The 24162-nt window shown below is 65.8% G+C and carries 20 protein-coding genes; 18 read left to right on the plus strand and 2 right to left on the minus strand.

The annotated features are described in order from the left end of the window. The first annotated feature begins 145 nt into the window (after positions 1-145). Both AB4Y63_RS02960 and AB4Y63_RS02965 read left to right on the plus strand, forming a co-directional pair. The gene (locus tag AB4Y63_RS02960; RefSeq protein WP_441789641.1) at positions 146-967 is read left to right on the plus strand and encodes a PPK2 family polyphosphate kinase; all 822 of its coding nucleotides are present in this window, start codon (positions 146-148) and stop codon (positions 965-967) included. A gap of 44 nt (positions 968-1011) precedes the next feature. Further along, positions 1012-1929: a hypothetical protein gene (locus AB4Y63_RS02965; protein WP_441789545.1), complete on the plus strand. Its 918-nt coding sequence runs from the start codon at positions 1012-1014 to the stop codon at positions 1927-1929. Positions 1930-2002: 73 nt separating this feature from the next. On the opposite strand, the gene AB4Y63_RS02970 is transcribed toward AB4Y63_RS02965, so the two are convergent. Further along, positions 2003-3235, minus strand: a complete 1233-nt coding sequence (locus tag AB4Y63_RS02970) for an isochorismate synthase (RefSeq protein WP_441789546.1) — start codon at positions 3233-3235, stop codon at positions 2003-2005. 117 nt (positions 3236-3352) lie between these two features. On the opposite strand from AB4Y63_RS02970, the gene AB4Y63_RS02975 reads away from it, so the two are divergent. The 16 genes from AB4Y63_RS02975 to AB4Y63_RS03050 all read left to right on the plus strand — a co-directional run bounded on the left by AB4Y63_RS02975 (position 3353) and on the right by AB4Y63_RS03050 (position 23433). Then, a complete protein-coding gene (locus AB4Y63_RS02975; protein WP_441789642.1) occupies positions 3353-4042 on the plus strand; it encodes a class I SAM-dependent methyltransferase in 690 nt (229 codons plus the stop codon). 30 nt (positions 4043-4072) lie between these two features. Then, on the plus strand, positions 4073-5155 hold the full coding sequence (locus tag AB4Y63_RS02980; RefSeq protein WP_441789547.1) for a polyprenyl synthetase family protein: 1083 nt from the start codon (positions 4073-4075) through the stop codon (positions 5153-5155). 79 nt (positions 5156-5234) lie between these two features. Continuing rightward, complete coding sequence (locus AB4Y63_RS02985; RefSeq protein WP_441789643.1) at positions 5235-6617, plus strand: FAD-dependent oxidoreductase; 1383 nt, start codon at positions 5235-5237, stop codon at positions 6615-6617. 136 nt (positions 6618-6753) lie between these two features. Next, positions 6754-7746 (plus strand): alpha/beta hydrolase, encoded by a 993-nt coding sequence (locus AB4Y63_RS02990; protein WP_441789644.1) that lies wholly within the window; start codon positions 6754-6756, stop codon positions 7744-7746. A gap of 183 nt (positions 7747-7929) precedes the next feature. Next, on the plus strand, positions 7930-8562 hold the full coding sequence (locus AB4Y63_RS02995) for a hypothetical protein (RefSeq protein ID WP_441789548.1): 633 nt from the start codon (positions 7930-7932) through the stop codon (positions 8560-8562). Beyond that, on the plus strand, positions 8543-10405 hold the full coding sequence (locus AB4Y63_RS03000) for a protein kinase domain-containing protein (RefSeq protein WP_441789549.1): 1863 nt from the start codon (positions 8543-8545) through the stop codon (positions 10403-10405). The genes AB4Y63_RS02995 and AB4Y63_RS03000 overlap by 20 nt, the downstream gene beginning before the upstream one ends. A 163-nt stretch (positions 10406-10568) precedes the next feature. Further along, complete coding sequence (gene pstC, locus AB4Y63_RS03005) at positions 10569-11615, plus strand: phosphate ABC transporter permease subunit PstC (protein WP_441789550.1); 1047 nt, start codon at positions 10569-10571, stop codon at positions 11613-11615. Further along, positions 11615-12961: a phosphate ABC transporter permease PstA gene (pstA, locus tag AB4Y63_RS03010; protein ID WP_441789551.1), complete on the plus strand. Its 1347-nt coding sequence runs from the start codon at positions 11615-11617 to the stop codon at positions 12959-12961. Before pstC ends, pstA begins: the two co-directional genes overlap by 1 nt. Beyond that, positions 12958-14439: a phosphate ABC transporter substrate-binding protein PstS gene (pstS, locus tag AB4Y63_RS03015; RefSeq protein ID WP_441789552.1), complete on the plus strand. Its 1482-nt coding sequence runs from the start codon at positions 12958-12960 to the stop codon at positions 14437-14439. The genes pstA and pstS overlap by 4 nt, the downstream gene beginning before the upstream one ends. Positions 14440-14578: 139 nt before the next feature. Then, positions 14579-17113: a hypothetical protein gene (locus tag AB4Y63_RS03020; RefSeq protein WP_441789553.1), complete on the plus strand. Its 2535-nt coding sequence runs from the start codon at positions 14579-14581 to the stop codon at positions 17111-17113. A 108-nt stretch (positions 17114-17221) separates the two neighbouring features. Beyond that, positions 17222-18310, plus strand: a complete 1089-nt coding sequence (locus tag AB4Y63_RS03025) for a hypothetical protein (protein ID WP_441789554.1) — start codon at positions 17222-17224, stop codon at positions 18308-18310. A gap of 39 nt (positions 18311-18349) precedes the next feature. Further along, entirely contained in the window at positions 18350-19375 is a 1026-nt protein-coding gene (locus tag AB4Y63_RS03030) for a hypothetical protein (RefSeq protein ID WP_441789555.1), read from the plus strand. 195 nt (positions 19376-19570) lie between these two features. After that, positions 19571-20650 (plus strand): COG1470 family protein, encoded by a 1080-nt coding sequence (locus AB4Y63_RS03035; RefSeq protein ID WP_441789556.1) that lies wholly within the window; start codon positions 19571-19573, stop codon positions 20648-20650. Further along, the gene (locus AB4Y63_RS03040; protein WP_441789557.1) at positions 20647-21402 is read left to right on the plus strand and encodes a hypothetical protein; all 756 of its coding nucleotides are present in this window, start codon (positions 20647-20649) and stop codon (positions 21400-21402) included. Before AB4Y63_RS03035 ends, AB4Y63_RS03040 begins: the two co-directional genes overlap by 4 nt. A gap of 5 nt (positions 21403-21407) precedes the next feature. Then, positions 21408-22475, plus strand: a complete 1068-nt coding sequence (locus AB4Y63_RS03045; RefSeq protein WP_441789558.1) for a sortase — start codon at positions 21408-21410, stop codon at positions 22473-22475. 25 nt (positions 22476-22500) lie between these two features. Next, a complete protein-coding gene (locus tag AB4Y63_RS03050) occupies positions 22501-23433 on the plus strand; it encodes a phosphate ABC transporter ATP-binding protein (protein ID WP_441789559.1) in 933 nt (310 codons plus the stop codon). A 210-nt stretch (positions 23434-23643) separates the two neighbouring features. On the opposite strand, the gene AB4Y63_RS03055 is transcribed toward AB4Y63_RS03050, so the two are convergent. Then, positions 23644-24132 carry a YajQ family cyclic di-GMP-binding protein gene (locus AB4Y63_RS03055; protein WP_345067734.1) on the minus strand — a complete coding sequence of 163 codons (489 nt, stop codon included), beginning with the start codon at positions 24130-24132 and terminating at the stop codon, positions 23644-23646. Positions 24133-24162 lie beyond the last annotated feature (30 nt).

Here is a 24162-nt window from a genome sequence, read left to right on the forward strand (position 1 = left end):
TGTGTCGAAGCAGAGTAAGTCGAAGCAGAGTAAGAAGTCGCCGTCGTCGAAGCAGTCGCTGAACAAGAAACCGGCGAAGCACGAGAAGTCGGCGAAGCCGGAGCAGCCGACGAAGCCGGGCGAGACGTTCTGGGGCGAGGACCCGCTGAATGCACTCCGCATCGGGCCGGGATTCGTGCTCGCGAGCCAGCGGACCGACGCAACGCCCGGCTTCGCCGGCGACAAGAGGGCTGCAGCGGCGGCGCTCGCCGAGGGGGCGACGGTGCTCTCCGAGCTACAGGAGAAATTCTTCGCCAACAGCCGATCGGGTGACACTCGCAAACTCTTGCTCGTGCTGCAAGCCATGGACACGGCCGGCAAGGGCGGCATCGTGCGGCACGTCGTCGGTGCCGTTGACCCTCAGGGCATCGACCTCGTCGCGTTCAAGGCGCCGACGCGCGCCGAACTCACTCACGATTTTCTCTGGCGCATCCGCAAGCGCGTGCCGGGGGCCGGTCTGATTGGCGTCTTCGACCGGTCGCACTACGAGGATGTTCTCATCGGCCGCGTTCGTCAGCTCGCCCCGCCTGCTGAGATCGACAAGCGGTACGAACAGATCAACGAGTTCGAGCAGGAGCTCGTCGACGACGACACGACGGTGATCAAGGTGATGCTCCACCTCGGTTTCGATGAGCAGAAGGTGCGCCTTGCCAAGCGGCTGGATCGGGCCGACAAACACTGGAAGTACAACCCCGGCGATGTCGACGAACGGATGCTCTGGCCGGACTACCAGGAGGCCTACCAGGTCGTATTCGAGCGCACGCACACCGACGCCGCGCCCTGGTTTGTGATCCCGGCCGACAAGAAGTGGTACGCGCGCCTCGCCGTGCAGCACCTGCTCATTGACACTCTGACTCGCATGAACCTGGACTGGCCGGCCGCGACCTACGACGTGGAGGTCGAGAAGGCGCGACTCGCGGCATCCTGAGCCTCACCTGGGGCCCGGCCGAGCCCCACCGATAGGCTGCAAGCATGTCGCAGACAGGTCAGTCCGAGTTCCCCCAGCCGCCGTACCCCGCTCAGCCACCGGCTCAGTTCGGATCCCAGCCGCCGCATCCCGCGGCGAAACCGCCGGTCGGCGGTCTGGCCATTGCCGCGCTCGTCGTCGGTGGCACCGCATTTCTGCTGGGCTGGCTCGTCGGTCTTGGCCTGCTGCTGGGCTTGGCCGGAATCGTGCTCGGCATCCTGGCGATCCGCACGAAAACGGGTCGCACATTCGGGGTGATCGGCTTGGTCCTCTCGGCGATCGCCACCATGACGAACATCGTGGCGATCCTTGTTTTCGGCTTCTTTGTCAGTGGTTCCGCGTCGCAAATCGCCGCAGGACTGAACGCGGGGCTCGACCGTGGGGCCGTTGCTCTCGGGACACAGACTGTGGAAACGCCCTGCTATAGCTTCGAGGTCCCGGCCAGCTACCTCAACAACCTGCCCGAAACGGATGTTGCCGCCTGCGCCAGCCGCCTCGAGGTCTGGGGTGAACTCACCCCCGACGGCGAGGTGCTGAGCACCGGCACCGGCGCAATTTTCGGCACCATCGAGGTCGAGCCCCTCCGCATCGAAACGTCGGACGCGATGGCACCCGACGACACCGTCGAGGGGATGGTTCAGGAGCTGAGTCTCGACTACCTGCCCTCGATGGGCGTCGTTGAGTCGTTGCTTGAGCCGATCATGCTCGACGGGGTTCCCGCGAACCTCACCCGGATCGACAGCGACACCGAGTTCACCGATCTCGAAGCGGTGATCACTGCGCGGGCGCCGGATGTCTACCAAAGCGCCAATGGCCCGGTGCAGTACTTCGTGGTCACGGTGGTGCTCCCCGATGAAGCCGGCGAGACCGTCGACGACGACCTGATCCTCGCTCAGCTGATCTCGAGCTGGACCTGGAACTAACCCGCAGCATCCCGTGCATCCCGGCCATCCCGGCCATCCCGTGAGGCCGAGAGGCGAGAGGCCGAGGTGCCCGTTAGCCGAACGCCTCGACGATCGGACGGAATTTCATGCGGGTCTCGGCGAGCTCACGCTCCGGGTCGGAGTCGAGCACGATGCCGCAACCGGCATAGGCGGTGACATCGCCGGTAGGGCTCACCTGGGCGCAGCGCAGTGCGATGGCCCACTCACCGTCGCCATCGGCGCCGACCCAGCCGACCGGTCCGGCGTAGCGGCCGCGGTCGAACGGCTCGACCTCGCGAATCAGGGCAAGTGCCTTGTCGGTCGGCGTTCCCGCGACGGCGGCGGTCGGGTGCAGCGCCGCGATCAGGTCGAGCGAGTTCGACCCGTCGCTCAGCGTGCCCTCGACATCCGTCGCCAGATGCCACAGGTTCGGCAGCTTGAGGGTGAACGGAATCTCGCTCGTGGTGATGTGCGAGGTGTGCGGGCGCAGCGAGGCCAGCACACTCTGCACGGCGAACTCGTGCTCGTCGCCGTCTTTGGGGGAAGTGGCCAGCGCGAGGGCGGCGGCGGTGTCGGCGGCGGCATCGGTTCCGCGAGACATCGTTCCGGCCAGCACGCGGGCGTTGACCTCGCCGTGGTCGGCGCGAATCAGGGTTTCGGGACTTGAGCCGACGAGTCCGTCGACGGCGTAGGTCCAGCAGTCGGGGTAGCCGAGGGCCAGCTCCGAGATCGAGCGGCGCACATCGGATTCGGCAGGCAAACGCCCGACCAGATCACGTGCGACGACCACCTTGCTGAGGTCATGGGCGGCAATGCGACGGATGCCCTCTGACACGGCCTCGCGGTAGCCGGCGGGGGTGAGCGCGCCCGGCAACAGCGACAGCCGGTATTCCGGGCCGAGCGGATGCAGCTCCAACGGGATCTCCGGCGGCGTCTCGCCGGTCGCCCAGATGCGGGTGACCCAGCACTGGCCGTCTTCCCGACCGACGATCACCGATGGCACGATCAGCACACTCTTCTCGGCGGACGACGCGTCGAAGGCGAACGCACCGAAGGCGAGCAGGCCGGTTCCGGTGCGCGCCAACGGGTCGGTCACGGTCGCCGCGGCGACGACGTCGCGCCAGGCGACGGCTGCGTCGGTCATGCGCGTGGCCCCGGAGAACTCGAGCCGGAGTGCGGTGCCGATGCCGGCCAACCCCTGGCCGCGGCGCATCCAGAGCAGCGGCTCGTGCCGGTCTAAGAGAAGAATGAGTTGGCTGATGTCGGAGATGGGGGTGGTTTCAACCGTCAGGGCCTGCACATTCACCCGTTCAGCCTACGCCTCGGGCCGCTTTACCCTCGTTCTGCCAGTCGCGCCCCGCCCAATTAGACTGGGGGAGTGAACAGAGCAGACCTGGGCAAGCAACCGGCAGAAGTCGCCGCCATGTTCGATGAGGTCTCCACGAACTACGACCGCACGAACACAGTGCTCTCGATGGGCAACGCGGCGCTCTGGCGCATCTCGACGACGAAGGCTGTTGCGCCCCGCGCGGGTCAGCGAATCCTCGATATCGCAGCCGGAACCGGTACCGCGAGTGCGGCGCTGGCGAAGTCGGGTGCGCACATCGTGGCCGCCGACTTTTCCGAAGGCATGATTGCGGTTGGCCGCGCGCGTCACGCAGACAACCCGAACATCGAGTTCGTGCAGGCGGATGCGACGGCGCTGCCGTTCGAGGATGGCGAGTTCGACGCCGTCACGATTTCATTCGGCCTACGCAACGTGGTCGAACCGAAAAAGGCGCTCGCCGAGTTCTACCGGGTGACCAAGCCCGGCGGACGCGTAGTCATTTGCGAGTTCTCGACACCGCCGCTGAAACCGATCCGCCTGGCCTACTTCGCCTACCTCGAGCACGTGATGCCGAAGATCGTGAAGCTTGCCTCGTCGAATGCTGTCGCCTACGACTACCTCGGCGAGTCCATTGAGGCTTGGCCGAACCAGCCCACGCTGAGTGCATGGTTGCGGGAAGCGGGCTACAGCAATGTGGCCTACCGCAATCTGACGCTCGGCATCGTGGCACTGCATCGCGGTGTCAAGCCGGTCGCCGCCCCGAGCACACCCGACCAGGCATCCTGAACCTTTTCAGTTCCAACCGTTAGGCAGACAGTGAAACCGAGCGCCCCCGTCGTCCGTCGCAGCTCCTCGGTGGCTTCGCAGTTGGGTCTGAGCGACCGCATCTTCTCGACCGCGGCCGACCGCGGCCTCGCCGCGGCCATCGACACCGGGCTCGACCAGGTCGAGGCGAGCCTTCTCGCCGAGGTCGTTTTCGCCGACGAGATTGCGAACGTCACCGGCCGCTACCTGCTGAATGCGGGTGGCAAGCGCGTGCGCCCGATGCTCGCCCTGCTCACCGCTCACCTCGGCAGTGGGTCGGTGCCCGAGGTCGTGACCGCCGCCGCCGCGATCGAGGTCACCCACCTGGCCTCGCTCTACCACGATGACGTGATGGACGACGCCGACAAGCGCCGCGGCGTGCCGAGCGCACAGACCGTGTGGGGCAACTCGGTCGCGATTCTCACCGGCGACCTGCTGTTCGCACGGGCGAGTCAGCTGATGGCCCGTCTCGGTGAGCGCGCCATCCGTCTGCAGGCCGACACGTTCGAGCGTCTCGTGATGGGTCAGCTGCACGAGACCGTCGGCCCCCGCGCGGGCGAAGACCCGGTGCAGCACTACATTCAGGTGCTCTCCGACAAGACCGGCTCGCTCATCGCCGCGGCGGCGCAGGCCGGCATCGTGTTTTCGGATGCGCCCGACGAATTCGAGGGGCCCGTTGTCGAGTTCGGCGAGAAGATCGGCGTCGCCTTCCAGCTCATCGACGATGTGATCGACCTGTCGCCGCAGCCGGAAGAGACCGGCAAGGTGCCCGGCACCGATTTGCGGGCCGGCGTCTCGACGCTGCCTCTGCTGCGCCTCCGGGAACGACAGGCCACGGATGCTTCGGCCGCCGAGTTGCTCGAACGTCTCGAACGCGACGTGATGGCCCCGTCGACCACCGCACCCGGCGAGCCGACCCCGGTCGCCGACGCCGCCATCGCGGCGCTGCGCGACCACGATGTCACCCACCAGACCCTGGCGGAAGCGCACCAGTGGGCGCGCGAAGCCGTCGAGGCTCTCGAGCCGCTGCCCCGCGGTTCGGTCAAGAAGGCACTCACCAAGTTCGCCGAGACAATCGTCGAGCGTTCAAGCTGATCCCGGCAGGAACACGATGACTATTCTAGAAATCGACCAGGAGCTCGACCCGGTGGTCGACCCTGCAAGGAAGGTTCCCATGACCAAGTTGCGATTGGCCATTGTCGGAGCAGGCCCGGCCGGCATCTACGCCGCCGACATCCTGCTCAAGGCGGAACGAAACTTCGACGTCTCGATCGACCTGTTCGACCACCTGCCGGCCCCGTACGGCCTGGTGCGTTACGGCGTTGCGCCGGATCACCCCCGCATCAAGGGCATCATCAACGCGCTGCGCGACGTGCTCGACCGTGGCGACATCCGTCTCTTCGGCAATGTGCACTACGGCACCGACATCACGCTCGACGACCTCAAGCGGCACTACAACGCGGTGATCTTCGCCACCGGCGCCGTGCGCGACGCCGACCTGAACATCCCCGGCATCGAACTGGAGGGCTCCTACGGCGCCGCCGAGTTCGTCAGCTGGTTCGACGGGCACCCCGACTTTCCGCGCACCTGGCCGCTGGAGGCGAAAGAGGTGGCGGTCATCGGCAACGGCAACGTGGCACTGGATGTCGCGCGGATCCTGGCCAAGCACGCCGAGGACCTGCTGGTCACCGAGATCCCGGCCAATGTTTACGAGGGCCTCAAGGCATCCCCGGTGACCGATGTGCACATTTTCGGTCGCCGCGGCCCGACGTCGGTGAAGTTCACCCCACTCGAATTGCGCGAGCTCGGCGAGCTGCGCGATGTCGACATGATCGTCTATGACGAGGATTTCGAGTACGACGACGCGGCCCGTGCCGCGGTATCGAGCAACAAGCAGGTCTTCGTGATGGACAAGGTGCTGAACCAGTGGCGCCAGCGCGAGACCGGCGAGGCCAGCCGTCGACTTCACCTGCACTTCTTCTCCAAGCCCCTCGAGATCGTCGATGACGGCAACGGCCACGTGGGCGCGATCCGGTTCGAGCGCACCGCGCCCGACGGCGAAGGGGGAGTCGTCGGAACCGGCGAGATTCGTGAGCTGCCGATCCAGGCCGTCTACCGGGCCGTCGGCTACTTCGGTTCGCCGCTGCCGGACATCCCCTTCGACAAAAAGCGGGGCGTCATCCCGAACCGCGAGGGCCAGGTGCTGCACAAGGGCGACCCGAGCTCTGGCTCGGTCGGAGCCAACGAGCAGATGTACGGCGTCTACGCGACCGGCTGGATCAAGCGCGGACCGGTCGGTCTGATCGGGCACACGAAGTCTGACGCGATGGAGACCGTGCGTCACCTGATCAACGATCTCGGCAATTGGTGGACCCCGGAATCTCCGTCTGAAGAGAGCGTGACGGCGATGCTCGACGAGCGCGGCATCGCGTACACGAACCTCGACGGCTGGCACAATCTCGACCAGCACGAGCTGGCGCTGGGCGAGGCAGAGGGCCGCACGCGCATCAAGGTCGTGCCGCGTGACGAAATGGTGAGTGTCTCCCGCAAGGAGTAGTTTTTGCAGGCGCCGAACCGTGGCGAATCACCATTTTCGTTCGCGAAAAATCGTCATTCAACACGGTTCGGCGACCATGACGGGCACGCAAGACGTTCGGCTAGACGGATGCGATAGCCTCACGAGCATGCACACTCTGGCCGCTGAATGGGTTCCCGATGTTCTGGGCGATCGATTCGAACAGCTCACTCTCCCGCTGCGACCGGATGCCGAGGGCGAGGTCGTCGCCACCCTGGTGCGCCCGGTGTCACGCTTTCGCCTCGAACTCGTGCGCCCGGTCGCGGCCGGCGTCGACGTGCTCTACGTGCACGGCTGGTCCGATTACTTCTTCCAGACCGAGCTGGCCGAGTACTGGCAGGATGCCGGGGCGCGGTTTCATGCGCTCGACCTGCGTAAGTACGGACGCAGCCTGCGCCCGGGCCAGACCCCCGGTTACATCACCGATCTGAATGACTACGACGAAGACATCGAGGCGGCGCTCAGCGCGATCGGGCACGGCCGGCACCACGAGCCGAAACGGCCGCTGATCATGATGGGTCATTCAACCGGCGGCCTGGTCTTCAGCCTCTGGGTTGCGCGCAATCCCGGTCGTGTCGCCGCTCTGGTGCTCAACAGCCCGTGGCTGGAGTTTCAAGCAACAGGCATCGGCCGAGCGGCCATCCAGCCGATCGTCGAGATTCAGGCCAAGGTCGACCCGAGGGCACCGCTGCCCCAAGTGGATCTCGGCTTCTACACGCGCTCGGTGTCGGCCACGATGGATGGCGCCTGGGACTACAACTTCGACTGGCGGCCCCCGCGCGGGTTCACCGCCCATCCCGGCTGGCTGCGCGCGATCCTTGCGGGACATGCGCGTGTCGCATCCGGTCTCTCGATCGACGCTCCGGTGTGCACGATGATCTCAGCTCGCTCGATGCTCATTCCCAAGTGGACGCCCGAGATGATGAGGACGGATGTCGTGCTGCGGGTCGACGACATCGCGGTGCGGTCGACGCGGCTCGGCTCCCTCGTCACCATTGCCCGGATCGAGGGCGCACTGCACGACGTGTTTCTCTCGACACCGGTGGTGCGCGAAGAGGCCTATCGGCAGCTGACGCGCTGGCTGCGCAGTTACCTGCGCAACGACGCCTAGCGCTATCTGCTTCACGCGACAGCCACGGGGAATCCACACCCTGTTCAGATTGCGAGCTCCCTTTCTTCACCTCAGCGCTCGATGGTGGGACCAGAAGCGCTGAACCTCGGCTATGAACGAGCTGGGAATCACCCTGGAATAGGGGGGAGCGCGACTCTGCCGTCGTCAGCCTTTGGAGCCGCCATGCCTGCCCAGCCCCGCATCGCATTCTCGTCGTTTCCCTCATCGAGCGATCTGCAATATGGCGTCTGGGAGCGCGTGAATTCTCGCATCCTCGGCGATTCATCGACCAAACGGGTGGCGTCGAGCTCGACCGGTGTGACCCACCACGCGTTGACCGCCCCTGCGCTCGCCACAGCGGTGCTGGCCAAACCGGTGCTGCCCAAACCGGTGCTGGCCAAACCGGTGCTGCCCAAACCGGTGCTGAGCGACCGGCTGCCGGGTGCTGCTCCGCGTGGTGTCTGGCAATTGCTCGCGGCAAACAACCGAGAACTCGGTCGAAGCGCGCGTGCCTACCCCAGCTTTCGGGAGGCGCTCAGTCACGTTGCCGAGATACGCGAGGCGGCCGCCCAGCTGGCCCTCCGCGTCGATCGGCATCAACATCTGGGTACCTGGTTTTGGATCGCAGAGTACGGAGACGAACCCGTGATCACCTCGGCACGATTCTTCGGTTCCGCAGCCGAGGCAGCGAAAACCGCGACGGGGGCAGTGCTGGCCATTGCGCTCGCGGCGGTCGATGAGCTGCCGCGATCTCGGCCGGCGCGTCGATGTCAGGGAGACCCGGCCAGGGAGAACAGTGACACAGCGCCCTGGTAGCGCGGGCGACGACGGGAACGCCAACGGGGAGGGAAACTCGCTGATCTCCTCCCGCTTCGTACTTGGTGAACTGCTCGGCAGCGGCGGATCGGCGTCGGTCTTTGAAGCGACGGATGTGACGACGGGAGCCGGTATCGCCCTCAAAGTTCTGCACCCGCGACTGTCAGAGAGCGAGGCGACGCGCGAGTCATTCTTCCGGCAGGCGCGGGCTGCCTCGGCGATCCGGCACTCGAATGTTGCCGGCGTCGTGGCCCTCGGCACCGACCGGACCCAGTCGCCGCCGGTCGCCTGGATCGCGTTTGAACGTGCGGCGGGAGTGAGCCTGGCGGAGTTCGTTGACGAACGGGGGCCGCTCGAGATCGCAAACGTCGTGGCGGTGGCGGAGGGGATGCTGCGCGGAATCGCCGCCGCACACGCCGTCGGTGTCATCCACCGCGATCTGTCGCCGGGAAACGTCATGGTTCCGCGGGAGTCGTCGATCGCACCGGAGGCGGTGCGAGTGATCGACTTCGGTCTGGCGGATGCCGCGGGTCGACCGGTGGTCGGCGTGGATGTCGTGCGGACGGTCGCGCCGCCCGGCACCGATCTGCCTGGCGCCGGATCGCCCATCCCGGCCGAGCCCGGGGTGCTCGGCACCGTTCACTTTCTCTCGCCGGAGCAGGCGCGGGGCGAGGCCGTCGATGAGCGGGCCGACCTCTATCAGCTCTCCGCGGTTCTCTTTTTCGCCCTGACCGGGCAGCCCCCCTATCCGCGGGGCTCGGCCGAAGAGACGATCAACGCTCATCTGAACGCCCCACCGCCCGTGCCCTCCTCGCTGCGTTCTGGCGTGCCCCGGGAGCTGGACCGCCTCGTGGTCAAGGGCATGCTCAAGGCGCAGCAGAGCCGATTCGCTTCAGCGGAGGAGATGCTGACGGCGGTGCTGAGCGTGCCGGCGCAGCTGCCGCCGGCGTCCGCGCCGTTCCGCTCCCCGCAGCCCGCGCCCGGGCCGGCGAGAACGGATGACACCCCGCCGCGCGCCCGGACCGTTGCACCGACGCGGATCCTGCCGAACCCGTCAACAGCAGCGACCCAGGTTCTGCGCGCTCAGAACTCCGCGCGAGGCCACACGAGAACCCCCGGCGGCTCGGGAGGCCGCCCGCGGGTGCGCCCGCGTGCGGGCTGGCTGGTGGGAATCAGCGGCGCCCTCCTCGTCGTTGTCGTCGGAGGATTCATCGCCGCGTCGGGAAGCACTCGTGCCCCCGCAGCGATTGCGACGCCGTCGAGCCAGCCGAGCGAGGCGGCCGCCGTTCCCAGCACGGCTCCCGAGCCGGCGACCGTCGACGAGGTGGCGGTGCCGGCGGTGATGCGGCTTGCACTCGCTGACGCACGATCGGCCCTCGCCGGGGCCGGCCTCAGCGTCGGCACGGTCGGCGTCCAGGATTCCGCCGAGCCAGAGGGAACGGTCATCGGATCAAGCCGGGCGGCGGGGGAGTGGGCCGAGGCAGGGTGGAGCGTCGACCTCGTCGTGGCGTCGGGGTGGAACATGGTGCCGGCGGTGGTTGGCCTCACCGAGTCTGACGCGTCAGCGGCGCTGAGCGCTGCAGGATTCACAGTGGCCCTCGCCGCAGCGGGAAGCACGGCGGGGAATCCCGGCAACGGGAGAACCGGTTCAGAAAAGGTGCTCTCGGCAGAGCCTGCCGGAGGAACGCGGGTTCAGCTGGGCAGACGCATCCTGATCGCCGTCGCGGACGCGGCCATCGCCACCTCCGCGCCCGAACCCAGCGCGACGCCCACTCCAACGCCGACAGCGGCGCCGACGTCGGCGCCGCCCGAATCGCCACCCGCTGCGAGGCCCAGCCCGTGAGCAGCAGAAATATCTTCGTTTCAACAGGTATCGTCCACGTCTTCTTCATCGCCCCGAACCCAACGGTTCACCTGGGCCATCGATCGTGTGATGTCGGGTTGTGGCCATGCCGCTCGGCGCCGAAAATTCAGCGCCGAGTTCCGATCCGACAGAAGGGTCACTGGTGGATGTTGGTGGTGTCGAGATGAGCGTCACCGCGTCGGCGACCCCGCCGGTCACAGCGCCTGAGGCAGAAGCGCGTATCCGCCGTTCGCTGCGTTCCCGGCCGACGGGTTCTGATGCGCTTTTTCGAACGTTCGCGTTCTCGGCCGGCATCACGACCGTTGCGATCATGCTGGCCGTCGGGCTCTTTCTCACTCTGCGTGCGGCCGATGCTCTCGGCGTCGCGGGCTTCTCGTTTCTCACCGAGCAGTCGTGGTCACCGGAGTCGGGAGTCTTTGGCATCGCTGCCGTGCTGTTTGGCACCGTCGCGATCGCCGGCGTCGCGCTCTGCGTCTCGTTTCCGTTGGCACTTGGCACCGCGCTGCTGATCTCCGAGATCGTGCCGCCCAAGCTGAAGTCCGCGCTGACCACGATGGTCGACTTGATGGCTGCGGTGCCGAGCGTGGTCTTCGGCCTCTGGGGCGTCTTCTTCTTGCAGGGAAACATCATCCCGGTCGCGCAATGGATCTCGACCTACTTCGGGTGGATCCCGATTCTGCGTGTCGACGGCACGGAACCCGGCAGCCTGCCCGATGCGAGCGCATTCACCTCGTCGGCGTTCATCGCCGGTGTCGTCGTGGCGCTGATGGTGGTGCCGACGCAGACATCCGTCATGCGCGAGGCCTTCTCGCAGGCGCCGCAGGGTGAACGCGAGGGTGCGTACGCCCTCGGCTCGACGCGGTGGGGGATGATCCGTTCAGTTGTGCTGCCGTTCGGTCGCGGCGGCATCATCGGCGGCACCATGCTCGGCCTCGGCCGGGCACTCGGCGAGACGATCGCCGTGTACATGATCATTTCGCCGATCTTCACCATCAACTGGCATCTTCTGAAGACGGGCACCAACTCGGTGTCTTCCCTGATCGCCCTGCGTTACGGCGAGGCCAGCGAGTTCGGTCTCTCGGCGCTGATGGCGGCCGGACTCGTTCTGTTTCTGATGACGCTCATCGTGAACTTCACGGCCTCCTCCATCGTCGCCCGATCGCGTTCCGGCGCAGAGAGCGACGGCTGATGTCCCGCGATCTCCTGGTCGAACCACGCACCGAGCATGCTTCTGATCTCACCGCGCCTGATCTCGCCGAGCCGCACGCCGCAGAACAGCACACGCACCGGCCCGCCGAGCGAAGCACCACCACCCGCACGGTGATTCCGGATGTCGCGGGCATCGTTCCGGCGCAACGTCGAGTGCTGCGCCGGGTCACCCTCGACGACACGTTCGCCATCGTCGGGTCGTTGGCCGCGGCGGCCGCGCTCAGCACGCTGCTTTTCGGCTGGTTCGCGCCCCTGAGCGGAGCAATCGGCTGGGTGGTCGTGACTTACCTGGCCTTTCTCGTGCTCTACACAGTAGTGGTCAGCCTCACCGGCAGCCGCGAGACGGTCACCGACAAACTCATCACCGTGCTGCTCTACAGCGCCGGGCTGGCACTCGTCGCGGCGCTGAGCTTCGTCGTCATCTACACGCTCGTGCGCGGGCGGGAAGCGCTGTTCTTCCACCCGAATTTCTTCACTGAGACGATGGAACTGGCCGGGCCGCTCGACCCGCTCGACGTCGGCGGTATTCTGCACGCCATCGTCGGAACACTCATCCAGATCTCGATCGCGCTGGCGATCACGGTGCCGCTCGGTATCGTCACCGCGGTGTTCCTCAACGAGTTCCCGGGCCGGTTCGCACGTTTTGTGCGCACCGTCTCCGACGCGATGACCGCACTGCCCTCGATCGTGGCCGGCCTGTTCATTTATGCCGCGGTCATCCTGATCTTCACCCACCAGCGGTCGGGGTTCGCCGCCGCCCTCGCGATCAGCGTGATGATGCTGCCGATCATGATCCGGGCGTCGGATGTCGTGCTGCGGCTGGTGGCCGGCAACCTGCGTGAAGCGTCGTACGCGCTCGGTGCCCCGCGGTGGCGCACCGTCTGGCATGTTGTCTTGCCGACTGCGAAGTCAGGGCTCGTCAATGCGGTCATTCTCGGAACGGCGCGCGGCATCGGCGAAACATCGCCGGTGCTGCTCACCTCCGGCATGACGGCCGTACTCAACGTGAACCCGTTTTCAGGACCGATGATCTCCCTGCCGCTTCAGGTGTTCGAATTCGTGAAGTCGCCTGAACCCACCATGATCGCGCGCGGCTTCGGAACCGCCGCGATCCTGATCAGCCTGGTGCTCATCCTCTTCACGCTCGCGCGGGCGTTCGGCGGGCGCGGGCCGGGCCAACTCTCGCGCAGGCAGGGCGCGCGGCTCGCCGCAGCCTCCCAGCGCGACGAAGCCCGTATCGCAGCACGCACCTCACCGACACCCACACCGTCGCCCGTGCTGAGCGCACCGGCATCCACCCCGAATCCAGAGGAGTCGTCGTTGTGACGTCGCGAACCCGTATTCTCCGCACCGCGACAGCCGCCTTCGCCATGCTCCTGCTGGGCCTCAGCGGCGCGGCGGCGTCGAGCCAATCCGCGCAGGCGGCCGTCTACACCCCGATCAGCGGTACCGGTTCGACCTGGTCGCAGAACGCGCTTGACCAGTGGCGCAAGAATGTTGCCGCGAACTACGGCATGACCATCAACTACAACGGTGAGGGATCCTCCGCCGGGCGACGCGCGTTCATCGCCAGAACCGTCGACTTCGCCGTGAGCGAGATCCCGTTTCAGACCCGCCCTGAAGACCTCTCGGCCCCAGAGGTCCCGCCCGTCGGCTATGCGTACATGCCGATCGTCGCCGGTGGCACGTCGCTGATGTACAACCTCAAGATCGGCGGCCAGCTCGTTACGAACCTCCAACTGAGTGGGGATGTCGTCACCAAGATCTTCACCGGCGTGATCACGAATTGGAACGATCCGTCGATCAAGGCCGACAACCCCACGCTGCTTCTCCCCGACAAGGCGATCGTGCCCGTCGTGCGTTCAGACGGGTCCGGCTCGACGGCCCAGTTCACCCTCTGGATGTCCAAGCAACACTCCGACCTCTGGAAGGCGTTCTGCGACTGCGGGATGACGTCGCAGTTTCCCACCAGCAATCTGCCCAACTCCAAGGCGCAGAGCGGTTCGCTCGGAGTCTCTGGGTACGTCAAACAGGATTACGCAGAGGGAGCCATCACCTACGTGGAGTATTCCTACCCGTTGAAGGCCGGCTTCCCGGTCGCCAAGGTGAAGAACGCGTCCGGCGCCTACGTCGAGCCCATCGCATCCGCCGTGGCCATCGCCCTGCAACAGGCGCAGATCAACGAGGACCCAGCCTCGCCCGACTACCTCACGCAGATTCTCGACGCGGTTTACAACAATGCGGATTCGCGCTCGTACCCGTTGTCCAGTTATTCGTACCTGATCGTGCCCACCGCGGTCGACGGCATCTTCACCACCGAGAAGGGAGCGACACTGGGCGCGTTCACGCGGTATCTCCTGTGCGAAGGACAGAAGCAGGCCGAATCGCTCGGATACTCGCCGCTGCCCCTCAATCTCGTCACCGCTGGGTTCGATCAGATCAAGCGGATTCCCGGAGCCGCCGGCGCGACTGAATGCGCCGCGGGCACGGGAGGGGCCAGCGCTCTTCCCGCCGGCGGTGATCCGGGCACCACTCCGGCAGATTCGCCGGCACCGGCAGCAGCAGACGGTGCCGCGGCAGGCGGAGCCGCCGCCGTGTACGACGAGAACGGCGCACTGGTCTCCGGTGGTTCCGGCATCGGCGGAGCGGTCGCCAAACCGTTCGCCCTGGCCAGCACCGGGTGGCAAGCCGAGAACTCGGTGATGCTATTCGCTGTCGTGCTGCTGCTTGCCGTAGTCATGCTGCCCCCGTTCCTGTCGCGTCGGCTGAAACGCTCACTGCGTAAGACGCCTCCGTCGGTCTGATCGAAGAAAGCGCGCTACGCAAGGTTGTGGTGACACCTCGTTCGCACCTCGTTCACCTGGCGTCATCCGGTTGACACCAAGGCTGCTTACCGTGAATGCTGCCGGCCACTAGTCGGCACCGTCGTCGAGGAGAAGCCCAGTGAGTTCAACCCGAATCGCCCGCGCTCAGGAACGCACCCTTGTGCGTGCCGTCGCGACAGGACTCGTCGTCGGCTTGGCGACAACGGGACTGCTCGGTCTCGGAGATCTCAGTTTCTCGTCGGCGCAGGCCGCTGACACAACCAGCTCGGCGGTCACTGTCACCGCGAAGGGCCAAGATCCGGATGCGTCAAACTCGCCGTTCCCCGCCCTTGAGGTGACAGTCTCGCAAACCGAGAACCTGATGTCACAGGGAATCAAGGTGAGCTGGACCGGTGGTATCCAGTCGACAGCACCGAGTGGAGATTCAAACGGCGGAGCGAACTTTCTTCAGATTGCCCAGTGCTGGGGGGATGACCCGCACAACCCCGGACAGCCCGACCGCACCACCTGCCAATACGGCGCCTTCAAGTCAGCAGGCTCCGCGCGTGACAACTTCGTCACGAGCGCTGCAGTCGTCGCGCCGGAGGATGAGCAATATACGTCGCCGGGGAACGGGATAGCCAATCCGACCTACACCTCGATTCCGTTCCGCTCGGCAACCGGAAAGACAATCTCCTCGATCGGCGAGAATCACGAGAAGCTCCCGGTCGACGTCAACACCAATGAGTTTTTCACTCAGTACACCTCCAACGAGGTGAAGTGGGCCGGGTCAGGCACGGGCGGCACGGGCGCCACCCGATTCGAAGTGCAGACTGCGCTTCAGTCGCAGGGCCTCGGTTGCGGTGCGCCCGAGCAGAAGGCAGATGGCACGACCGCGCCGCGTTCGTGCTGGCTCGTTGTGATTCCCCGTGGCACCGCCGACCCGGGTGTCAGTACCATTACGAAATCCGGCTTGTTCTGGAGCAGCTGGAAGCACCGCCTCGCCGTCAAACTCGACTTCAAACCAATTGGTCTCACCTGCCCGATCGGCGCGGCCGAGCGTCAAGTCACCGGCAGCGAGTTGATCGCAGGTGCCGTCGCATCGTGGCAACCGACACTGTGCGGTTCGACCGGCGGGGCCGTTTACACGATCAGTACCGCTGCCGAGTCGGACGCGTTGCGTGCATCGCTGACACAGCCGTCGGCACCGCTCGCCCTGACCACTCGGGCATCCTCGTCGGAACTCACCGATTCTCTAACTTACGCGCCCGTCGCTCTCACCGGGCTCTCGATCGGCTTCGCTATCGACCGGCAGCCCGACCCGGGCGAGGGAACGCCGGGCACGATCACTGACCTCACCGGAACACCATTCTCGGAGATCAAGCTGACGCCGCGTCTGGTTGCGAAGCTCCTGACAAACTCCTACCTCGACTCGCTGCCGACATTCGCCGACAAGAAACACCTTGGCTTTGAGAGCTCAGCGAAACCGGGCAAGAACGCGCGCAACCTCGTGCTGGACCCTGATTTTCGGGACATCAACGATCCGGAGTGGAACTACGAGAGTCTGATCAGCCCGTCGCTGGCCGACCTTCTCGTTCCGCAGGGCAGGTCCGACACAGCATGGCAACTGTGGCGCTACGTGCTGTCTGACCCGGAAGCCGTCGACTTTCTTGCGGGCAAGAAGGACCCCTGGGGCATGGTGGTGAACCCGTGGACGACAACGGATGCCGCGACCAACCTGAGCGGCGCCGCGTTCGCCCTGCCGCGGGAGGATTTTCCGAAGGCCGATCCCGGTGAGCAGGCCGGAGGGACTGACAACAGCCTGCCGATCAACGTCGTCAGCTGGCGCCCGTACACGAACGACCTGGACCAGGCCGCCTATCTCACGCTGCGCGGTGACGGCCAGGTGCTCGGGCTCTGGGACCCCACGTCGAATCCGGCCAAGTATTCGAAGTCGCCGCGCAATCTACCCGGCCAGCAGCGTGTTTTGTCGCTCACCGACACTGCCTCGGCGGCCCGGTACCAGGTCATCTCGGCGTCGCTGCGGAACGCGAGTGGCTCGTTCGTGGCACCGACGACCGATTCGCTCACCGCGGCCGCTGCGGCGATGACCACGGTGGCCGGGCAGGGTCAGGTGTACGAATACAACCCAGGGAGTGCGGCGGCCGCCGCTGCGCCGACGGCGTATCCGCTGGCCATGCCGGTGTACGCCGCGGCCAATCCGCGCTCGACCGACACGGCCGAGCGCGCCGACTATGCCGCCTTCATCCGCTACGCCGTCACTGACGGTCAGGAGCCAGGCACCGACGCCGGAACCCTTCCGGAGGGCTATGCGCCCATCCCGCACGGATGGCGTGACCAGGCGCTCGCAGCGGCCAACGTCATCCAGACCGGTGCGGCGACAGCCACGACACCGCAGAAGCCTGCGGCGGCGCCGACATCGGGGCAGCCGGTCTCACGCACCGCAAGCGTCCCGCCGCCCGCTGTGGTTCCTGCTGCGTCACCCGCCGACCCCAACGCCACGGGAGCCGGTACCGCGGTGCTGGGCAAGGAGACCCCCGCGGACCCAGACACCGGCGGACTCGCTGCAGCGATCCCCGTTGGCGGCATGTCGGGGCTGGCCGCTGCGGCAGCAGTTCCGCTGCTCTCCCGCATGAGACGACGAGGTCTCTGATGCGCACATTCTTGGCACCACCGGGGCGTCGATCATCGACACACATCCGGTCAAGTCGATGCGAACGCGTCCGCGGTCGCACGGATCAACTCCTCGAAAGGAACAGAAGTGAAGTCAAGAAAAGCGCTGGCGCTGTGCGCCGTCGTCGGTGTCACCATTGCCGGTCTTGCTCTCTCCGCCCCCGCCAACGCCGACCCGGTGTCGAACAGCTACGTGCTGGTCGGCTCTGACACGCTCCAGGACGCTGGCAACGCCCTCGCCAACGGCACGCGGGTGACTGGAACGCGAGTGCGCTCGGTCGCCACCGATGGATCGAGCATCGGGTCGTTCGACGCATTCGGATCCGCCGCTATCCAGGCCAAGTCAACCGGGGTCTATTTTGCTCGCCCAGCTGGCTCCGGTGATGGAGTGAAAGCACTCAGCCGCTCCATCGACGGCGCTCCCTTTAGCGTCGCCGGCAACACCACGCCGGCGATCTCGATCACGGGACAAGTTGACATCGCACGTTCCTCGAGCGGCCCCTCCGCCGCAGCCATCGACGTGAACGGTCAGCTGGCCTACGTGCCGTTCGGCCGCGACGCTCTCTCCTATGCCTACAACGGCACCGGTCTCGACCAGCTCACTGGCGCCCAGCTCAAGAGCATCTACGAGTGCACGCTGACCACGGTCAACGGCGTCGCCGTGACCCCGGTTCTTCCCCAATCAGGTTCCGGCACCGCCAAGTTCTTCCTCGGCGCCATCGGCAACCCGACTCTCGGCTCCTGCGTCGTTCCGAACGTCGCCGAGAACGACGGCACTGTGCTGAACGCGCCCGGCAAGATCGTTCCATTCTCAGTCGCCAGCTGGGTTGCGCAGAAGAACGGTGCAGCCCAGAACCGAACCGGAACCGGAACGGTGCTCGGCAGCGCGCAAGGTGCAACTGCTCCGTTCACCGGTTCGGGCAGCAGCCTCGTTCCGAACTCGGCCTACTACTCCAACGGCACCTGGGGCCGAGACACCTATGTGGTCGTCGAGTTCGCCCGCATCAACCCGGTTGACCCGAAGTTCGACGCGGGTCTCCACGCGTTGATCGACACCACAAACACGAAAAGCCTGACAAACTTCGGCGCCTCCATCACCACATCCGGTGCTGTGAAGACAAAGTTCGGCTTCCTCGCTCCGTCCGACCCCACTGTCCTCCGGGCGAAGCTGTCCTAGCGGCAGCCTGAGCTTGCAGACAAGAAAAAGGAAACTGACATGTTGAAAAGCAACTTCGCGCGCTTCGCCGCCGTCGGTCTGGCGGCCGCTGCTCTGGTCTCTCTCGGCGCAACGGCGGCAAATGCTGCCCCTGTTCCGACCGAAGGCCCGCTCTACGTCTATGACGGGAACGGCATTCTGATTCCAACCGCCGGCCACGTCTTCGACTGGAATGACAATATCTCGGCGTCGCTGAGCGCCACTGACATGGCTGCGCCATTTCACTGCTCGGCGGATGCCACCGATTCCTACACCTTCCTGGCTCCGCAAGGTCAGGAACTCACCCGGTCCGCGTGGCAGGCATATGCTCCCAACGGATTCACGGCGGAGGGCTCGAAGGATCTCCTTGCCTTCACCCTGTCGCCCTACCAGCAGACCAACGGCACCCAGGGCGTTGCCAAGGTCAACGGCGGCAAGTGGAGCCTCGGGCTCGCCTGCACGAAAGACAACGGCGTGAATTACGCCTCGTCGGGTGTCTGGTGGCTCCCCGTGACCGTCGAGGCCGGTACAGGAAAGTTCACGGCGGATCCGGTCGGCGATCCTGTCGTCGGCTCGCCGGCGACCATTGACCTCGAAGCGACGACCGTCCCCGTGGCTCCCGATGTTGACGGACCGCTCAGCCTCAACGTTCCGGTCGGCGCCAAGGCGACGCTCGGCGCGGCAGCGCTCGTCAACGGACTGTCGACCTCGACCGGAAAACTGGGCGAGTTCACTGTCACCGACGAGCGTGCACTCTCGAAGAAGGGCTGGACGCTGACCTCGTCGGTCGCCGACTTCGTCAACGGGACGAACACCATCGACAAGAAGCAGCTCGGCATCAAGCCGATCGTTGTTTCGGGAACCGCTGTCGCCGCAGCCGCGCAGGTTGCGGGCAGCGCGACGGGCAGCGCACCGTTCGCCGAGCTTGCCCCGTTGGCAGCGGTCGGCACGACGAAGCTCAACGCCGACCTCACCTTCGTTGCCCCGAAGGATTCGGTTGTCGGCACCTACACCTCGAAGCTCACGCTGACGCTCGCTTCGAAGTAGTAGTCGCACCACATTCGACGAGGGAGGGGCCGCATGCGCGGCCCCTCTTCTCTGCGCTCTCCCTGCGTCATGTCTGCCGGCGCTTTGCAGAGCGGATGCTGCGGCATCCGCTCGCGCACGCAGCACACGCTCGCCGTTCATTTCTTGTTCAACCCATCGAAGGGCCACGGACACTCGTCCGTGGGCGAATGTATTGTGCCCACAACCTCTGCGGTTTCCCGCCGTTTCTTGCGCCTCCTCGCCACCGCCCTTCTTGCGCTGGTCGCCTTCTTGGTCTTCGCGCCGGCCCCGGCGTTTGCCGACGACTCCGACGGAATTTCCGGGACGCCCGCCGATGCGAACGGCCCCGACGGGCGATCGCGGCTGAGCTACCAGGCAGCGCCAGGGCAGCACCTCGACGACTTCTACACCGTGCGCAATACAGGAACGACGAGCCAGAGCTTTACGGTGTTCGCCACCGATGCGTTCAACACCGACGACGGAGCCTACGGCCTGCTCGACACCGACGCGACGCCGACGGATGCCGGCAGCTGGGTGGCGTTCGAAGGTGGGGCCACACAGCTGAATGTTCCGCTGGAGCCGGGAGCCTCCGCGACCGTCCCGTTCACCGTCGACGTGCCGGCCGATGCCCGCCCGGGCGACCACGCGGCCGGCATCGTCATCTCCTCTGTCTCTCCTGTCGGTGAAATTCTCGTCGACAAGCGGGTGGCCACCCGCCTCTACGTGCGCGTGCCGGGCGATCTGCAACCGAACCTCACGATCAGCGCCATCAGCGCCGCCTACGCCGGGGAGCTGAACCCGTTCGCCGGTTCCGTCGACGTCACGTTCACCGTTGCCAACAACGGCAATGTCGCGTTGGCCGCCCGAACCCTTGTCGGCGCCAACGCACTGTTTGGCCTCGGGGTCGGCGAGAGCGTGTCGGGTGAGATCGCCGAGTTGCTCCCCGGCGCCCACCGCACGGTGACGGTCACGGTGCCCGGCGTCGGCCAATGGGGATACCTGAACGCCGTGGTGAAGCTCGTGCCCACCGTCGATGCTGACGCATTGAACCCCGGACCGCTGCGCGAAGTGAGCCGGGACAGCGTCGTCATCGCCGTGCCCTGGATTTTTCTGGCGCTGCTGGTGCTCGCCGGGCTGGTGATGCTGGCGCTCAAGCTGCGCGGCAAACGTGATGAGAAGAACGCACGGCTCTGGTTGGAGTACACGGAGGCGGAGGCTCGCCGACGCGCTGCAGAAGAAGTTGCCGCCACGCGGCTTGAGGAGGCAACGAAATGACCAGCATCCGACGCGCGAGCCGGGCTCCGCTGCGAACAGTTCAGCTTGTGCTCGCGGCGGCACTCGCTTTCGGCGCACTCTGTTCGGCCGGCGCAGCATCGGCGACGACTGACGACAGCGGAGCCGGCTTGACGCAGAACGGCTACGGGCTCACCGTCACGGTGACCTCGCCGACTCCCGCCCCGAGTTCCACGCCACCCCGGCCCCCGGGAGGCACCCCGCAACGCACCACCACAACCGTTGACACCGCGAAGACGACAACGCCCTTGGCGACGGTTCCGACCTCGAACCAGGTCAGCCTGGGCGGCAAACTCTTTCTCGACGGAGTGCAGAGTTCGTACCAGCCGAGCGTGAATCCCTTCGATGGCACGGTGAACATCGAGTTCACCGTGAAGAACGTTTCAAATGAAACGGTGGATGCCGCCGCCCGGTTCTGGGCGACCGGTCCTTTCGGGAACGACCTCGGCTCGGTTGAGGCAGTGCCGGTCGAGAAACTGGCGCCGGGTGAAAGCCGGATCGTGTCGGCCGAACTCCCCGGGGTCGGACAGTGGGTGTTCGTCAATGCCGGGTACACCTTTACTCCACCTGAGACGATCGATGGCGTCGCCACGACGCCGATCACTCGTACCGCCGCGCTTCTGATCTTTCCGTGGGCTGTCGCAGTGCTGGCGCTCCTCGGCGTCAGTGTCGTGGTCGCGGCCAGATTTCTCCTCACCCGTGAACGAGTGAATGTTGCCCCGGTGACCGTATGACAGCGGTGACGACGACATCTCCGGAGACCGAGGCGATCGAGTCGATCGAGGCGATCGAGTCGATCGAGGAGTTCGAGGAGATCGACGAGTTCGGTGGCTCTTCGCGGCGCGCGACCCGCGCACAGCGGCCGGCTCGTCCTCCGAAACCACCGAAAACTCCGAAGCTGCCACGAATCCCGCGGCCACCGAAGCGGCTGCCCCGGTCGATGCTGCAACCGCTTCCGCTGACGAAGCGGCAGATGCTGCTGCGGAGCATCTCGGCAATGCTCGCTGCAGTGTTGCTCTGCTTCGTGCTCAACGTGCTGGTGCTCAGTCACCTGCAGCACCTCGTCGCCCAGCAGCAGCTCACAGACACCTTCAAGCTCGAACTTGCGGAGGCTGTTGCCCCGGTCAGCGAAGGCACCGTCGACGACGTGCTCGTCGCCGACGGCGCGCCCGTCGCGCTGATCACAATCCCGTCGATCGGCGTGAACGAGGTCATCGTCGAGGGCACCTCGTCGGGAACGCTTCAGGCGGGACCCGGCCATCGACGTGACACGGTGTTGCCCGGACAGGCCGGCATCAGCGTGGTGATGGGGAGGGCGGCGGCCTATGGCGGTCCGTTCTCTCGCATCGATGAGTTGGCTCCCGGCGAGACTTTCGCGGTGACGACCGGGCAGGGTGAGCAGATTTTCGAGGTGATCGGACTCCGATACGCGGGGGACCCGGCGCCCGCGGCTCCTGCCGGCGGGCAGAGTCGGTTGATTCTCGAGACGGCTCGCGGTGCCGCCTACATTCCGACCGGTGTGGCCCGTGTTGATGCCCAGCTGATCGGAACAGCCGAGCCGTCGGGCCGACGCCAAACCACCTATGTGTCGCTTTCGCCGAGCAACACCTCGCTGGCAACTGACACCTCGACGGTGTGGGCGCTGGCCTTCGCCCTGCAGTTTCTGATCGTCATCGAGCTGGCTGCCGTGTGGTCATTCGGCCGGTTCGGCCCCCAACGCACCTGGCTTCTCGGCATTCCCCTCGTTCTGCTCGCCGGACTCCTGGCCGCCGACCAGATCACCCGCTTGCTGCCTAACCTGCTCTAACCGAATCTCGCGAAACGAGTCAGCCATGACGGACACAACCACTCAGACCGACGTCACCGATGTCCTGCCGCGCCTGCCGAGAGGCGGCCTGAAACGGCGGTTCACCCGGCCGCCGTCGCGACCGGATGCCTCGGCATCCTTCTCGCCGTCTGGTCTCGTCCTGCCCGAGCCGGTGATCGAGCCCCTTGCGCAGTTGGAGGCGCGCAACATCTCGGCCTGGTTCGGTGACCACGAGGTGCTTGACCGGGTTTCATTGACGATGCCCGCCGGCGCGGTCACCGCGTTGATCGGGCCGTCCGGCTGCGGTAAATCAACGTTTCTGCGCATCCTCAACCGCATGCACGAGCTGATTCCGTCGGCCAGTCTGGCCGGTGAGGTGTTGCTCGACGGCGATGACATTTACGACGTCAGCCGCAAGCTCACCGACGCGCGCCGGCACATCGGCATGGTCTTTCAGAAGCCCAACCCGTTTCCGGCGATGTCGATCTACGACAATGTGATCGCCGGGCTGACGCTCACCGGCACCAAGACTGACCGCGACCGCCGCGACTTTCTCGTTGAGTCGAGCCTGACCAAGGCGGGCCTCTGGAAAGAGGTCAAAGACCGACTGCGTGCTCCGGGAGGCGGGCTCTCCGGCGGTCAGCAGCAACGGCTCTGCATCGCCCGCTCACTGGCGGTACAGCCCCAGGTGCTGCTGATGGACGAGCCCTGCTCGGCCCTCGACCCCACCTCGACCCGGGTGATCGAGGAGACGATGCTGGAGCTGGCCCACGAGGTCACCATCGTCATCGTCACGCACAATATGCAGCAGGCTCAGCGGGTGTCCACTCAGTGCGCGTTCTTTCTCGCCGGGCAGGGGCAGCCGGGCGGCATCGTCGAACACGGCGACACCGACGCGATGTTCAACAGCCCCATCGACGAGCGCACCTTCAACTATGTGAATGGCCGGTTCGGCTAGCTGCAACTCGTCCGGCCCGGGACCGAAATCAGGAGTGGAGGCGTGTCGCGGCGGGGGAGCCCAGACTGCTCCGGGGCCGCGGAGTGGCCGACACACCTCCACTCCTTCTTTTGGAGCGCCCCGACCGAGGTCGACGCGTGCTTAAACGACGGATGCCGAGGCATCCAGCACGAGTTGTCGCGCGGATGCCTCGGCATCGAAAACTGAGATCTAGCGGAAGTTCACAAACTGCAGGGCGACATCGAGGTCTTTGCCCTTCAGCAGCGCCATCGTCTCCTGCAGGTCGTCACGGCTCTTCGAGCTGACCCGCAGCTCGTCGCCCTGGATCTGGCTCTTGACGCTCTTCGGCGCCTCGTCGCGGATGATCTTGTTGATCTTCTTCGCGTTCTCCTGGTCGATGCCCGCCTTCAGCGTCGACTCGATGCGGTATTCCTTGCCTGACGGGTAGGGGTCGCCGGCATCGATGCTGCGCAGTGAGATGCCGCGCTTGATCAGCTTGGCTTCGTAGACCTCGAGGATCGCCTTGACGCGCTCCTCGCTGGAGGCCTTCATGAGCACCTTCTCGCCGCTCTGCTCGATTGACGCACCCACATTCTTGAAGTCGTAGCGCTGCGCGACCTCTTTCTGTGCTTGGTGGAGTGCGTTGTCGGCCTCCATCTGGTCAACTTTGCTGACGATGTCGAACGTTGAATCTGCCATACCTGCCATGCTACCGAGTTCCACCCGAGG

Source organism: Leifsonia sp. YAF41, assembly GCF_052113185.1.
In the GTDB taxonomy this organism is placed as follows: domain Bacteria; phylum Actinomycetota; class Actinomycetes; order Actinomycetales; family Microbacteriaceae; genus Cryobacterium.

Coding starts and splice junctions, on each gene's coding strand:
- AB4Y63_RS03030 (WP_441789555.1), top strand. CDS start 18,350: ATGTTGAAAAGCAACTTCGCGCGCTTCGCCGCCGTCGGTCTGGCGGCC.
- pstA (WP_441789551.1), top strand. CDS start 11,615: ATGTCCCGCGATCTCCTGGTCGAACCACGCACCGAGCATGCTTCTGAT.
- AB4Y63_RS03055 (WP_345067734.1), bottom strand. CDS start 24,132: ATGGCAGATTCAACGTTCGACATCGTCAGCAAAGTTGACCAGATGGAG.
- AB4Y63_RS02995 (WP_441789548.1), top strand. CDS start 7,930: ATGCCTGCCCAGCCCCGCATCGCATTCTCGTCGTTTCCCTCATCGAGC.
- AB4Y63_RS03040 (WP_441789557.1), top strand. CDS start 20,647: ATGACCAGCATCCGACGCGCGAGCCGGGCTCCGCTGCGAACAGTTCAG.
- AB4Y63_RS02975 (WP_441789642.1), top strand. CDS start 3,353: ATGTTCGATGAGGTCTCCACGAACTACGACCGCACGAACACAGTGCTC.
- AB4Y63_RS02965 (WP_441789545.1), top strand. CDS start 1,012: ATGTCGCAGACAGGTCAGTCCGAGTTCCCCCAGCCGCCGTACCCCGCT.
- AB4Y63_RS03050 (WP_441789559.1), top strand. CDS start 22,501: ATGACGGACACAACCACTCAGACCGACGTCACCGATGTCCTGCCGCGC.
- AB4Y63_RS02985 (WP_441789643.1), top strand. CDS start 5,235: ATGACCAAGTTGCGATTGGCCATTGTCGGAGCAGGCCCGGCCGGCATC.